The organism is Candidatus Berkiella aquae (genome assembly GCF_001431295.2).
Lineage (GTDB): Bacteria > Pseudomonadota > Gammaproteobacteria > Berkiellales > Berkiellaceae > Berkiella > Berkiella aquae.
Genome location: NZ_LKAJ02000001.1, coordinates 1,290,346 through 1,304,648, shown reverse-complemented (window position 1 = coordinate 1,304,648; position 14,303 = coordinate 1,290,346). Strand labels below are relative to the sequence as shown.

Below are 14,303 nucleotides of genomic sequence, written 5' to 3'. Positions count from 1 at the left end.
TTTGCGCCTATATATTCACTCGTTAAGGAAAGCAATCCAATGCCTAACACCCCTAACCGCCAGATCTTGGTCACCAGTGCATTACCCTATGCTAACGGCCCCTTGCATCTTGGCCATATGGTTGAGTATATCCAAAGTGATATCTGGGTGAGATGGCAGCTTTTAATGGGGAATCAGTGCATTCATATTTGTGGCTCCGATGCGCATGGCACCCCGATTATGCTACAAGCAGAAAAATTAGGTATCACACCCGAAAATTTGGTTAGTCAGATTCACGCTGAACATAAAGCCGATTTTGCTGCATTTCATGTTGCTTTCAATAATTTTTATACCACGCATTCCCCTGAAAATCAGGAACTTTCAGCAAAGGTTTATCAGCGCTTAAAAGCAAGAGGGGATATCACCACCAAAGAAGTGACACAAGCCTACGATCCAGTGAAAAATATGTTCCTGCCCGATCGTTATGTCAAAGGCGAATGCCCTAAATGCGGCGCAAAAGATCAATATGGCGATAGTTGTGAAGTCTGTGGCGCAACCTATAGCCCTACCGAGTTAAAGAACCCAATTTCTGTCGTATCGGGAGCCAAACCAGAAGAACGCTCAAGCGAACATTATTTTTTCAAATTAGAAAACTATACTGAACTGTTACAGCAGTGGACCCAACAAGAACATTTTCAACCCCAAATTGCCAATAAGCTGCAAGAATGGTTTGAAGCAGGTTTAAGACAATGGGATATCTCACGTGATGGACCCTATTTTGGTTTTCCCATTCCTGAAACCACCAATAAATATTTTTATGTGTGGATGGATGCCCCCATTGGCTACATGGCTAGTTTTAAAAACTGGTGCGAAAAGCAACCTAACGTTAAATTCGATGATTTTTGGGCAAAAAATAGTCCTCATGATTTATATCATTTTATCGGCAAAGATATTGTGTATTTTCATGCGCTTTTTTGGCCTGCGATGCTTGCCGGTAGCGATTTTAGAACCCCAACGGCTATTTTTGCGCATGGCTTTTTAACGATTAATGGCCAAAAAATGTCAAAATCTCGTGGTACCTTTATTACCGCAAGAAGTTATCTTGATCATCTGCATCCTGAATATTTACGTTATTATTTTGCCGCAAAACTTGGCGATGGCATTGATGATATCGATTTAAATTTAAACGATTTCACCCAACGGGTAAATTCTGATTTAGTCGGTAAATTTGTCAATATTGCAAGTCGCTGCGCTGGGTTCATTAGCAAACATTTTGATGGAAAATTAGCGAATACCTTGGACGACAATACCTTATTCCAACGTTTTAGTGAAGCAGGAGAAAGTATTCAAGAAGCCTTCCTTGCAAGACACTATCATCGCGCCATTCGTGAAATCATGGGATTAGCCGATTTAGCAAATCAATATGTTGATAGCCAAAAACCTTGGGAATTAGCTAAAAACCAAGAGACGCTTGCCAAAGTACAACCAGTTTGTACTATGGGGTTAAATTGCTTTCGCTTATTAAGTCTTTACTTAAAACCGGTTTTACCGCAATTAGTTGCGAATGTAGAGTCTTTCTTCAATATTGCCCCCCTCACATGGGACGATCGAAAAACCCCTTTACTGGCACACACAATTAACCCCTATCAACCATTAATTCAACGTATCGATCCAAAACAGATTGACCAGATGTTAGAGAAAGGAAAAGTAAGCATGAGCTCAACAGAACCTACCCAGCCAGCCGATCTGGCAGCAACTGATAGCAAAGCAAGCAATCTTGATCCTATCGCTGCTGAAATTACTTATGATGATTTTGCAAAAATTGATTTACGAATCGCTAAAATTGCGCATGCCGAACACGTTGAAGGCGCTGAAAAATTATTAAAACTCACCTTAGATATTGGCACAGAAAATCGCCAAGTCTTTGCTGGCATTAAATCAGCCTATCAACCCGAAGATCTCATCGGCAAGCTAACGGTCATGGTCGCTAATTTAGCGCCAAGACAAATGCGCTTTGGCCTCTCGCAAGGCATGGTTTTAGCTGCAGGTCCTGGTGGCAAAGATTTATGGATTTTAGAACCCCATACCGGTGCACAACCTGGCATGCGAGTTAAGTAATGTCTGACAAAACCTACCACATTGCCGTCATTGATGAAGCAACGTGTATTGGTTGCACAAAATGTTTAGCGGTTTGCCCCGTCGATGCTATCGTTGGGGCAACACAACAATTACATACCGTGCTAAGTGACTATTGTATTGGCTGCAATTTATGTTTGCCGCCTTGCCCTGTGCAATGTATCCGTTTAGAAACGCTTGAGATGAGCGCAGAAGATCGTCTCAATCAAGCTAAAGCAGCAAAAAAACAACATCAAGTCAGAAAAACTCGGCTTGAACAACAAGAGGCACAAAAGAGAGCTGCAGATTTACAAGCATCAAACCAAGCTAAAGATATATTAGCAGCGACGCTTGCACGCGCTAAAGCCAAAAAGCAGGAGTTTTCCTGGTGAATAAGCAAAAATGTGAAGCTATTTTTAAACGCTTTGCAAAGGTTGACCCAACCCCAACAACAGAACTTAATTATCAAAGTGATTTTGAGTTACTGATTGCGGTTATTTTATCAGCCCAGGCAACCGATGTGAGTGTCAATAAAGCAACTGGCCCTCTATTCGCCAAAGCCAATACCCCCGAGAAAATACTTAAACTAGGTGAAGAAGGCTTAAAAAAATATATTAAAACCATTGGGCTTTACAATGCCAAGGCGCAAAATATTATTAAAACTTGCCAGATCTTAATTGATAAACATCATTCAAAAATACCGCAAACACGAGAAGCTCTTGAAGCATTGCCTGGGGTTGGCCGAAAAACCGCCAATGTGATTTTAAATACCGCTTTTGGTCATCATACGATTGCTATCGATACGCATATTTTTCGCGTAGCCAATCGTATTGGATTAGCAAAGGGGAAAACGCCTCTTGAAGTAGAGAAACAACTCCTTAAAACAATTCCACTTGCTTATCATCAACATGCCCATCATTGGTTGATTCTGCATGGCCGCTATATTTGTGTCGCTCGAAAACCTAAATGTGGCGAATGTCTTATTAATGATTTATGTGAATACCCAGAAAAGAATTTATAACCATGGAAAATAATGATCCCAGTAGTTTAAGAAAAGTGTATTTTGATGCTTGGCAAAAAGAGCAAGAAAAATTACCCTTATCTCCCTTGGAAGCGATGATCGTTGATGTCATTCAACGACACCCCGAATATCACCCTATTTTTGATGATCCTAAGAATTTCCATTCATTGCAAGATGAAAAATTTCAACTGGATCATAATCCTTTCTTCCATCTCGCTTTACATGTGACGGTGTTAGAACAAATCTCTGCGAATCGTCCTGGTGGTATTCGTAAGCTTTATCAGCAACTATTGAAAAAGATTGGTGATAGAACAGAAACTGAGCATAAAATCATGGCCTGCTTAGCAAATGTGTTGAAATACAGTTTCGAAAGAGATGAAGCGGCCAATGAACAACTCTATTTAAAAGCGATTCGGCGGTTGTTGTAGGTATTGCCCTCTAATTATTGCTCCCCTCACCCGTCACACTTCGTGTGTCGACCTCTCCCTAAGGGAGAGGTTAAAAATGAGAATAGGAAGAAACATGCAACGTATTTTAATTGTCGGTTGTGGTTATGTAGGGAAAATGCTGGCTACTCAGTATTTACAAAGCGGTGCCTCGGTTTATGCCTTACAACGCCACTCTGTCAATCTCCCAGGCATTCATAATCTACTGGGTGATGTAACAAAAATCTCTTTAAGAGATCTCGCCCCCTTTGATCGCATATTTTATTTAGTCTCTGCTGATAATGCGAGCAACGAGGCTTATCAGCATGCTTATGTAGCAGGGGTTTCGCATTTACTGAAACAAGTTCCTACCCATCCTGGCACTCGCATGCTCTATATCTCAAGTACTGCTGTTTATGGTCAAAATCAAGGAGAGTGGGTTGATGAGAATACCATCACGAAACCACTGCATTTTAGTGGGCAATGTTTATTAGAAGGTGAACAAAAGGTACAAGAGAGTGGACTTGATCATGTGATTGTTCGCTTTGCCGGGATCTATGGACCTCATCGTACACAGCTTTTAGATAAAATTTGCCAAGGCCATGCTACATTAACACCCATTCCTTGTTATACCAATCGGATTCATGTTAACGATTGTGTGGGATCTTTATATTATCTAGCGAACCATCCTGCCTGTCCTTCTCTCATCTTAGGGGTTGATAGCACCCCAACCCTTTATAATGACATGCTGCTCTGGCTAGCTAAACAATTCAATGCTCCGACTCCCATCATGGGTTCTGACATCCCCTCTCGTTTACAAAATAGTAATAAGCGTTGTTCTAATCAACGATTACTCGGATTAGGCTATCCATTACAATTTCCAAGCTACCAAGAAGGATATCAATTGACTTCTATTTTCTAGTGTTGCATCTGTGAATATGCGATTTTTTCTTTGTAGATATTTGTAATTACACGATACTCTGCAACTTATTTTTATTAAATTTGTCACACATACATAGAATAACCAGTTCATGGGTAATATATTGTATGTCAAGCGAAGGACCTTCACACAAACCTGCCGCGTACTCTTTTGCACAGCAAACTGATAACAGTTGCCATAATATACCATATATTAATTTAGCTATTTTGCAGCAATTACGCTCCACGTCATTAGAAAACCATAAAGATCTCGATCTTGACAAAGATGCTCATTGGTATAATAAGCGACAATGGTTAGCCCAAACTTTTTTATGGACAAAAGAATGGGAACTTGCAATGAAACGGGCAATAGATACGCCATTTGGTGAATACCAAAAAGCTATGTTAAAAGAGGGAATTATCAGTGGGCATGTGTATGATAAAAATGGTAATGCCTATAACAATACGTACAATCCAATCGAAAACTATGCTCGCACACAAATGGTCCCATTTAATTTTACTGATGCTAGTACTTTACCCGTTGACATGGGGTTTAAACATGTTGACAGTGCTTTTACAACGCTGCCTCTTTTTTGGCATGAAGGCAAAGCGATTGCCTATGATCCAGACCAACAAGATTATAATCAATTGACAGAAGTTAATTCTCAAGAAGATATCGATAATGGTAACTGGGATATTGCTTTAGGCATTGTTCCTGAGAGTACGATGGTTCGTGAAAACGCAACTGTCGTTAATGAGGCACCTTCAACTCACTCTTCTTGGCAACGTACTTTCGGTGAATATGTTGAATCAATCAAAGACACTTCTGAAAGTATTGCTAGGCAATTTGTGAGTAGCCCACTCTACAGCAGTAGCCCCTCTTTCCAAACAGATTTAGGCCCTTATTTTCCCACATCCAAGCAGCATTACCGCTTCTATCGATTATCGCCGTCGCAAAAGGCATACTTTAGTTTACCAACGCATACGAATCTTTTTTACACGACAGATTCACGATTAGGTTATGAGATAGGTTTTAAATATCGGTATTTGCCAGCTGAATCTGAACAGCATTCGTATTATCAATCTAGTTTGTTACAGTTGATGTTATTATGTATGGGTATTGATAATCAGAATAAGCCAATTGATCATGATCATCCCCTATTTGAGGCGCATATAGCACTGAAAACCGAAATGAAACGCTCACCCCATAATCCATGGGCACTGCCATCCTTTGAAAAAGAAAATTTACTGGAATATCAAATTGCCAAAATGATTCAAGCCGATCCGTTACTAAAAGAAAAAATGAAGGAAACGGCTCATATATTTTTTCCTAGCTGGCAATATTATCAAGATCTTAAGCAATGTTATGACAGTCCTGACGTGGCAACACGCAAGCCCTTAAAAGATAAGATGGATTGGCTTCTAGGTGAAGATCTTTACTTAGCCTATGTGTATGTAATGAATGCACGTTTCTTGTGGGCAGCAGCGACTTCTCGAGAAGCTTTTAATGCCGTTTTAGATTTAGATCCCGCTCTTGCCCGTATACTACAACTCCCCTTTGCTCCGGGACCCAATTCACTTATTCGAAATGCGCAACGAAAAGGCGCCAACGGTTTTTCATTCTTAGATGTTTGGCAACAAATCCAAGGTAACTTGGTTGTTAATCCCGAAATCCCTAAAGAACTTGCTTCATTTTCAGGGCACGGCATCGTGATCAGTTTGTATAATGATTTGTATGAGCAACAAAGAGAACGTGTGCACAACGAAGACGTCATGAAGTGCTTAGGCTTTTCTGTCATCGATTCTTATTATGGCGAACAATTAAATCCTATGTATCGCCAACATAAAGAAACTTCTCAAGAAAAATGCGATCTTGAAAAATTGACCGAGGTAAAGACAACTCAAAGACGCCATCGCTTACGTTAATTACGATATTTTAAGTAATCTTTTACACTTATTTTCCATCACTTGTGCGCCTGAAATTTGGCGTCGCTGAGAATGCGCACCACCTCGCAATTTATGATAGGTATGCAACATTTCTAAAGGATGGTTATGTGCGCCAATGGATAGCCCACCGTTTACTTCAAAACATAATTTAGAATCTTTAATATCACGAAGGCGTTTTTTCAATGGGGTTTTTTCTGCATCATCGCGAGCTTCTTGTATCCCTTTTCTTAATAACTGCTTTTGTTGGGACCGATGATTTTTCAATCGATAATGAATGGTTGCTCTTTCTCGAATAACCAGATCATCTTTAGCAATCACACAATCTTTCACTTCTTCGGGAAGCGATTTATAAGCACTTAAAGCATCCATTCTGCCAAAGGTTAACCATAAAGTCAGATCCAAAGCAGGGCGCATAATAAACTCAGCTAGTGACGGGAAAATCCAATTAACGGTAAATAATCCAACCCCCAATAAGGCCGCATTAGCAATAGTCAAAAAAGCTAAACTCATTAATCCCACAAACACGGCAGCTATTGCCCCCGTCCCTGTTTTCCCCAAAATGCTGATCATCACTTCGTCTGCAAGGGTTGAAAAAGAACGATTATTAAATAAACGAGGTGCGCAATTATTGATTGCTTCTTTACTTGGATTAGGGGTTGTTTGTTTTAATTTGGCGAGTTCATCAGCGAATATTTTTGCTGCAGCCATCGTCATGATAGCCCCCCCTAAAGAATGTCCCTTCAAAAGGATATTTTTTAAAGGTGCACCTTTGCCACGATAATGATCAACAATCGAAACCACATCTTCAATCCAATCCTTTTCTGAGGAAGGTTTACCGCGACTATTGCTCACGTTTCTAAAATTCATACCAACAACAACCACATTTTTATTGGCATACTTATTCGTTAATTCTTGTAATTCAGAATCATGAATTTCAGCGCAATCCCCATTACCAAAGGCATGGATAATGATTTTCGTATCAGCATTGATATTAAAATTTTTATCAGGATATTGATATATCCTCAGATCACCAACGGTTTTCTTCTTATTGGCATGCGAATGAGGGGGCCGTATAGAAGCATGAATAATTTGTGACGGCATGATGATTTGTGAAATGGTATGGCCAATTAAGTTACGTAGAATCATAAAGCTATCCAACTATTTTGTGGTAAAATTACCTGATTCTAACATAGCTTTACTAGCAGCCGTATAAGACAATTGCTGAGAAACGCAAAATTATTCGAACTGTTTGCTAAAAAATAACGGATGCAATAATGCTATCGCTGTAACTCCCCGTCATTACATTTTGTAATGCAGGAATTCTTCCATAGACAGTATAGTTGGTGACAGTTGGGCTTATCATCAGTAAATAACTATCTGAAACAGTCTGTGTTCCCCCTGAACCATCCCCCCAAATGAGCGTTCTAGCAGCATCTGTATATAAGTTATAATTTAATTGATTTGCACCACTTTGCATTTTTCGTGTTGCATAGCTGCCACTACCCGTAGAAAGCTGCATCTCATATCCCACCAGCAAACCCAAAACCAGTGCACTACAAGTCACTGACATACTTCCTGTCGAATTATTGGGCGAAGCAGAAAGCGGGTTATAGCTACCAAAGCTAACGCCTGAAGCACCAATCGTACAATTACAACCTAGTCCAAGACACGTAGCCCCTCCTATTTTGGGTAACAGTAGAATCATTAAGACAACTATTTTTAGTGCCGAACCATATTGCATATCAGTGTTCCTAGCTGAATCATCGGATTACCACGCTCTAAAGCAACAGATGAAAAACGACATTGATGCTCATGCCAATAAACGGTGCCTGAAATAGCTTCTAAACATTCTTTTGAGCTAATTTGCACTGCCCCTTCATATCCAACCAAATATTCACCGCCTTGATCTAAAATAAGCATCGCCCCTGGCGGTGGCACTTTGCGATTTGAAGTCATTAAATTGAAATCAATGGTATATATTCTTGAAATAGGGAATTTGAGGTAGGCCCCACTGCGATAATATGGATAAACATCGGCTTTAGTCTGTTCAATATCCACATCCAGCGGAAGTTCTACAGGATTAATGCTAATCATATTTTCATCATAAGGTAATGCTTGAGGAATGAAGGCAACACCTCGACTATCGGTTCGATTAATCAGTTGATTACTTTTATAGATGGGAATATCAGCAATATGATCAAGATCAACCACAATAAATCCGTTATCAATCCGCCTGGTAAAAAACGTATTGCCTACATAACGAACAATGCTACCACTGGCATCTAATTCTACATTTTGTGTTCCTTCAATCTGGGAAAACATCCCTTGATAAAGTCCATATTCTGTTTGTAATGCCAAATCAAATTCAAGAATTGAATTGACACCGGTTGATCCAAAGAAACGATAACCATATCCAGGATCGGTGGGCAAATTTTTACTAAAACTAAAGGAGGCACCATTTCTGAATCCGTCATTTTCGTAATTAAGTGACGCGGTATAATCGCTACTAGGTGAATAAACCAAACCTACAAAATAACTATTATTCTTGATTTCACCTCCCTGATGTATAAAATTCGTTACCATAAATATATTATGATAAATTGTTTTATTATAACTTGCCGTCAGTAAATAAATGTTCGGATCAGAACGACCAATTCTACTGGTATAGCTTATTCCTGTTGTCCCTAATATTGAATTATAACTGGCAATCGATTGTATCAAGGTAGAGGGCGATAAAGCATCTTCTTGCAATCCAATTTGTCTAAAATCTTTCGTTGTAGCGATTATTTGACAACCCACATTATAAGTTCTAGCATTTCTGCCTAAACCCGCCAATAATAGTGCACCTGGTGTTCCATGGAATAAACTACCTGCCACTGAAAAATCCAGTTGCATCCAATGATTCAGTAAATAACTATTATTAATTCCAATGGTTTGTTGATCGGCAAATAATTCGCCGTGCCATCCTGTTGTCCAGTGATCAGATATTCCTTTCTGGAAAGTGCCTACCATGAAAGCATCACTATAATCATTGCTATTCACACCAAAATTGTTCCTAACCAAACCGGCTTCATATGAAAAGCTCATAAGGCCTGGGCGCAAAAGCTGCGTACTGACGTAATAAGGTATAGTTGCCACCGTTTCTCTGCCTAAAATATCTTTGGTTTGCACAACAATATTTCCAGCGCCCGTCACAATCGGTAGGCCATCAATTTCAAAAGCGCCTGGCGTCAATTGTTGACTATTTTGCAGCTGGTTATCGAGGTAGAAGTTGACGGTGGATGGGATAATCGCTTGCCCTTTAAATCCAGGTAAGGGAAAAGGAATAAATCGGGGTTGTGTCGCAAAATTGGTTGCATATTGAATACCGGCAAAATGCACAAGCCCCGTCCAGATAGTTGTGCCACTAGTTGAATCTCCCACACGCCAAACCGTCATATTTTCTGGTTTGTCCAACGTCCAGGTTGTATTGAGTCTAACAATGGAAGATTGATCATCCGATATTTCCGTTATAAAATTGGTATTACCAACGCCTAATGGATTAAAAAAAACAAAATCCGTCATCCCCAAAAATGCATTAACATTTTCAATTTGTTCATGCTGTAAACTCAGATCATAATTAACATACACTCCGGGTAATTCTGGGCGTAATCGGGTGGGATTCAAAGGATTTAAATCAATGGTTTGTGACGGCCTTAATGATGACGGGACCAAAATATTTAACGTTAACTCATTGGCATCATAAAGAAAAAGCGTGTTTTTCATTTCTGAAAGTGAATAATAGGTTTTTTCCTTATATATTTTAGTTTGACTATAAGGCTCAGGAACATTACAAGCCTTTAAAGAAGAATCTGTAACCCATATTTTGTTCTCACGATCTTTGAGTAGCTGTACGATACTGGTTGTATTGGTCCCATTACAATAAAGCTCGACTAAAAGCTCTGAGGTGGCAACTTCATTATTTGCCCATAATTCCCCCAAGGGTATCGCCAGAATGATGAATAGGCTAAAATTTCTTAGCATCATTTACATTTTATTATATTAACTGCAAACTCAATGCTTTATTTTTTAACACCTCTTTGGGAAGTTCCATTTTAAATTGATGACTTGCGCCAGGGAGTATATAAGCAAATAAACCACTTTGTTCGAACACTATTGTATCTTCATTATCGACGAATGAAAGGGACGTTACTAATATATGGTTGTCACCTTTATTCGCAATTTCTACCAGCGATTTATTGCCTGCTTCCTTGAATGACCAGCTATAGATAGGCTGGCTGGCTGTATTATTAACAAATATGGGCAATAACATTTGTAAGGTGATTTTTAAATTCCTATTTTCTACTTTTTTTACTGATTGTATTGGTAAAATTTCGCGAATAATTAAGCGATAGCATCGTTCTTTTGATATAACGGGGTTATTTAATAAAGATATTCTAACAAGTTGTGTTTGATTGGGTGCGATTGTAAATAAATGAGGGGTTATCAATAAATCTTCCGTTGAGGAATATTTATCTACACCCTTTTTATCTTGTTGCCAATTTTTTGCATCAATCTGCAAAGCGATCGGATTGTCATCTTCATTGGTTATTTCTAGAGCTTCAATCGAATGGCCAGGATAGAAATTCAAATTAACCGGATTCAAATTCACAAGGGCAGCTTCTATTTTTGGGGAAAGAGTACTACACACCAATAATAGTAATGCTAACTTACGCTTTATCATTAGAATATCCCAAATAGGGCATTCTAATCATAATTTTTTTAAGCTATACAAACAGCTCAACAAAAAATGCTCATTATTTCTTAAAAAGTAGCGGTAATGGTAATCGTGTCGCTATAAGAGCCGGGGGGAACATATTGCGCGGAGGGGATCCTACCATAGACAGTTAGCGTCTGAGCACCACCATTTCCAGTACCCGAGACGGTATCGGTACCGATGGTATCTCCCCAATTGATAGTTCGACCACTGTTTTGATACAGACCATACCCTAAGGTATTCGCCCCATTTGCCATTAGGCGATTAGTTACCGTACCACCGGCTGTTGTACCAGCATTCAAGCCCACATTATATCCTGAGCCATTGGTACAGGTAATTGTAATATCCGTGGTTGAGTCTGTCGGTGCACTCAAAGGATTATAGGCACCAAAAGCTAAGGTATTCGCAGAGATTGAGCAATTAGCTGCCACAGTGGCGGTAACATTAAAGGTGGTGGTGTTGGTTGCTGCATGGCAGCATGATGATATCATAGCAAAAAAAGCTAAGCAGCTCTTGTTTTTTAATGATTGCTTCACTGCAACATCCCTATTGCTACTGATCATATCTGTCATTTTATTATAAGTAATATTTCAAAATCGTAAAGAAATATCAGAATTTATGATTATTCGCCATACTAATGGCCGGGGGATATGGAACGCTCAGCTTTGACTTTAGATTGATCATTCTTTGTATTTAGCACAGCCTCTGCCATCTCGTTCAAATGATTATTTTGTATATGACTAATCGTCATGGTGTCATTGAATGGAAGATTCGTTTTTTGACAATAAGCTTTCATTATTTCTTTATTCAAGGCCCCATCATTTTCTATTCGAGAAATGAGAGATTTGCACACTTTTGCCAATGCAGAAGGAAGTTTATTTTTTTCATTTTTAATCATTTCATCCATATAACGTAACGCACAATAAAGTTCAAGATGGCGTTTCCCTTTTTCTTCACTGGAAGCAGTGTTAGCACTATCAACCAGTTTCTGCAGCGCATCAATCTGTTGCGTTCTCGCAGGATTTTCTTTTAAAATTCCACTATTTTGCTCTGTATTGCGAGCAAAATAGGAGAGTAAACCTCTCTTAGTCAGGGAGGCATTACGTTCATGATTATACATTTCTCTAATCATAGGTTGAGATTCCAAGGAGCTAACGGCTAATCCTATTGGCGGTTTTTTTGGCAATTCAGCTGATTGAGCTAATGGTGTGTGATTGAGATTAGCTGAAACTTTATCTAAAAGTTCTTTTACTTCTATAGAATTAGCATACCCTTTGTCGTTGACTAAAGAAATGACTTTTTCAATACCAGCAACCATTTGATCAATTTCTTTTGGAGGTCTGGATAATATTTCAATACGACGAAGTAAAGTCTTAATACCTTCCTCTGGCGTGTCATATTTTTCTATCGCTTTATCTACGTAATTTTCTATAAATTCGTTATCGCAAATCAATCGTGCTGTGATAGCCGTTTGCAAATATTGATTCTTCGCTTCATAATCATGGATAGCATCTGAATTCAATAACGATTTTATGATATCAACACGATCCCATTTTATTGCATGATTTAATATATTATGGATTTCAGATAAAGACATATTGTCTAATCTTTCTTGTGTAAATTTTTGATTTGTAACAATAGAAAATTTTACTCCTTCAGCTCTTTTCATGAACTGCTGAATATCGTTATCATTGATAAGATCATTTCTCATTTTATCCGGTATTCCCTCCCATAAATGAAGGAGCCTATTGGCATTACCCATGGTTTTCAATTCTGTTCTTGTTTTTGCCATCCCCCCTCTAATAATGCATTCTTTAATCAATTTTAACAAAAATTGCTGTGTTTGCGGTGTGCTAGCCATATGCGCAGCAATAATAATTTCATTCACATTGGCATCGCGAATATGCTTTGTTAAATTTTTATACGATTTTTCATAGGTTTTATCAGAAGCATTGACTATCTTTCTGATATTTTGCTCATCCCCTTTACCATTTTGTAATAAAACCAACATGCCTTCTATAGTCGCTTTAGGATTGGCAAAAGCACAATTACCATGTTCTTGGCTTTTTGAAGGAAGAGAAGCAATAGGACTAGCGAGATCAACGACCCGATTTAATGTTTCGTGAAGATCTTCTATGGTGGATTTACTATTGTTAAATGCCCTGATAATTTTTCTGATTGTTTCAGCATCAATGGGACCATTTAGTTTATATATTTTAGTGCCTGCATGTTCATCAAGCAGACCATAACCACGATTGCAATAAATTAAATACTCTCCTTGTATTGCAACTCCAACGGCATGGGGTGGGTCATTACAACCTGATGTCATATAGGTTAATTCACCTTTTTTACATCTATCGTAAAATGTTTTACTAGAACCGGCTTTGCCGTAATGACGAGTAAAAAAAGTCATTGCTTCAGTTACTTTTTGAAAATGTGCAATTTCTTGAGACTTTGAACTATCAGAACCATGAATCTGAATATAGTCACGAAGATATTTAGTTAACCATTGCACTGACGGCCTAGGTGCTGAACCTGAAATACTGATATTATAAGTATCATTACCAATGGGTACCGCTAGTTTATCGTTCCCGCTTTCACTAAAGCCTAAAGTAACACCATCAAAACCTAACACGATAGCCGTTCTTCTAAACAAAGACAAGGCATTGGCAAATGAACTTGAATCATTGACATTATGTGTGTCAAAAATATCATAATTTACATTTTGAGCAGTAACACTGACATCACCCCATTCAGCAAACAAACGCTTATTTAATTCAGGATTGTCTTTAAGTTGATTTTTAATTTCTTCATTTTTTCTTATATGCCAATACATGTAAAAATAGATTAGTTGCATAAGCCTATGATATTTAATTGGATTTTCATCTTCTTTAAAATGTTTTTCGTGTATTTTATTTAAGATTTCTTTAAATAACTTAGCATCATCTTTAAATAAATGTTCTAAGAATGTTTTGCTATCAAGGATTCTCAGATTAAAAAAATTAGCTTGATCTTTTTCTATAAGATTCAATATATGAGCGGCTTTCTTGTCTAGACGACGATTCGTCTTGGCTTCATTTGTTTCTACGATCCCTCTTACTATCTTCCTTTTCGCCAATAGCCATGACATGCTTCTTTCCTC

12 protein-coding genes are annotated in these 14,303 nt (G+C 38.4%); 6 read left to right on the top strand and 6 right to left on the bottom strand.

Features of this window, described 5'->3' with window-relative positions:
- Positions 1-39: 39 nt before the first annotated feature.
- The 6 genes from metG to HT99x_RS05915 all read left to right on the top strand — a co-directional run bounded on the left by metG (position 40) and on the right by HT99x_RS05915 (position 6,384).
- Positions 40-2,097, top strand: a complete 2,058-nt coding sequence (gene metG / locus HT99x_RS05940) for a methionine--tRNA ligase (protein WP_075066197.1) — start codon at positions 40-42, stop codon at positions 2,095-2,097.
- Positions 2,097-2,486, top strand: coding sequence for an RnfABCDGE type electron transport complex subunit B (locus HT99x_RS05935; RefSeq protein WP_075066196.1), 390 nt, complete (start codon positions 2,097-2,099; stop codon positions 2,484-2,486). Before metG ends, HT99x_RS05935 begins: the two co-directional genes overlap by 1 nt.
- Positions 2,483-3,115: an endonuclease III gene (gene nth / locus HT99x_RS05930; protein ID WP_075066195.1), complete on the top strand. Its 633-nt coding sequence runs from the start codon at positions 2,483-2,485 to the stop codon at positions 3,113-3,115. Before HT99x_RS05935 ends, nth begins: the two co-directional genes overlap by 4 nt.
- A gap of 2 nt (positions 3,116-3,117) precedes the next feature.
- On the top strand, positions 3,118-3,543 hold the full coding sequence (locus HT99x_RS05925; RefSeq protein ID WP_075066194.1) for a DUF1841 family protein: 426 nt from the start codon (positions 3,118-3,120) through the stop codon (positions 3,541-3,543).
- A gap of 94 nt (positions 3,544-3,637) precedes the next feature.
- A complete protein-coding gene (locus HT99x_RS05920) occupies positions 3,638-4,462 on the top strand; it encodes a sugar nucleotide-binding protein (RefSeq protein WP_158003379.1) in 825 nt (274 codons plus the stop codon).
- Between the two features lie 125 nt (positions 4,463-4,587).
- Positions 4,588-6,384 carry a hypothetical protein gene (locus tag HT99x_RS05915; RefSeq protein WP_075066192.1) on the top strand — a complete coding sequence of 599 codons (1,797 nt, stop codon included), beginning with the start codon at positions 4,588-4,590 and terminating at the stop codon, positions 6,382-6,384.
- On the opposite strand, the gene HT99x_RS05910 is transcribed toward HT99x_RS05915, so the two are convergent.
- From HT99x_RS05910 to HT99x_RS05885, 6 genes are all read right to left on the bottom strand, one after another.
- Complete coding sequence (locus tag HT99x_RS05910) at positions 6,385-7,551, bottom strand: alpha/beta hydrolase (RefSeq protein WP_075066191.1); 1,167 nt, start codon at positions 7,549-7,551, stop codon at positions 6,385-6,387. It lies immediately after the preceding gene.
- 106 nt (positions 7,552-7,657) lie between these two features.
- Positions 7,658-8,146, bottom strand: coding sequence for a spore coat protein U domain-containing protein (locus HT99x_RS05905; protein ID WP_075066190.1), 489 nt, complete (start codon positions 8,144-8,146; stop codon positions 7,658-7,660).
- Positions 8,125-10,431, bottom strand: coding sequence for a fimbria/pilus outer membrane usher protein (locus tag HT99x_RS05900; RefSeq protein WP_075066189.1), 2,307 nt, complete (start codon positions 10,429-10,431; stop codon positions 8,125-8,127). The genes HT99x_RS05905 and HT99x_RS05900 overlap by 22 nt, the downstream gene beginning before the upstream one ends.
- Before the next feature lie 10 nt (positions 10,432-10,441).
- The gene (locus tag HT99x_RS05895) at positions 10,442-11,128 is read right to left on the bottom strand and encodes a fimbrial biogenesis chaperone (protein ID WP_075066188.1); all 687 of its coding nucleotides are present in this window, start codon (positions 11,126-11,128) and stop codon (positions 10,442-10,444) included.
- An 80-nt stretch (positions 11,129-11,208) separates the two neighbouring features.
- Positions 11,209-11,697, bottom strand: coding sequence for a spore coat protein U domain-containing protein (locus HT99x_RS05890; RefSeq protein WP_075066187.1), 489 nt, complete (start codon positions 11,695-11,697; stop codon positions 11,209-11,211).
- A gap of 98 nt (positions 11,698-11,795) precedes the next feature.
- On the bottom strand, positions 11,796-14,291 hold the full coding sequence (locus tag HT99x_RS05885; RefSeq protein ID WP_075066186.1) for a hypothetical protein: 2,496 nt from the start codon (positions 14,289-14,291) through the stop codon (positions 11,796-11,798).
- Positions 14,292-14,303 lie beyond the last annotated feature (12 nt).

Excerpts from the sequence above, each read along its gene's own strand:
- HT99x_RS05920 (WP_158003379.1), top strand. The coding sequence starts at position 3,638 with ATGCAACGTATTTTAATTGTCGGTTGTGGTTATGTAGGGAAAATGCTG.
- HT99x_RS05915 (WP_075066192.1), top strand. The coding sequence starts at position 4,588 with ATGTCAAGCGAAGGACCTTCACACAAACCTGCCGCGTACTCTTTTGCA.
- metG (WP_075066197.1), top strand. The coding sequence starts at position 40 with ATGCCTAACACCCCTAACCGCCAGATCTTGGTCACCAGTGCATTACCC.
- HT99x_RS05900 (WP_075066189.1), bottom strand. The coding sequence starts at position 10,431 with ATGATGCTAAGAAATTTTAGCCTATTCATCATTCTGGCGATACCCTTG.
- HT99x_RS05895 (WP_075066188.1), bottom strand. The coding sequence starts at position 11,128 with ATGATAAAGCGTAAGTTAGCATTACTATTATTGGTGTGTAGTACTCTT.
- HT99x_RS05905 (WP_075066190.1), bottom strand. The coding sequence starts at position 8,146 with ATGCAATATGGTTCGGCACTAAAAATAGTTGTCTTAATGATTCTACTG.
- HT99x_RS05885 (WP_075066186.1), bottom strand. The coding sequence starts at position 14,291 with ATGTCATGGCTATTGGCGAAAAGGAAGATAGTAAGAGGGATCGTAGAA.
- HT99x_RS05925 (WP_075066194.1), top strand. The coding sequence starts at position 3,118 with ATGGAAAATAATGATCCCAGTAGTTTAAGAAAAGTGTATTTTGATGCT.
- HT99x_RS05935 (WP_075066196.1), top strand. The coding sequence starts at position 2,097 with ATGTCTGACAAAACCTACCACATTGCCGTCATTGATGAAGCAACGTGT.
- HT99x_RS05910 (WP_075066191.1), bottom strand. The coding sequence starts at position 7,551 with ATGATTCTACGTAACTTAATTGGCCATACCATTTCACAAATCATCATG.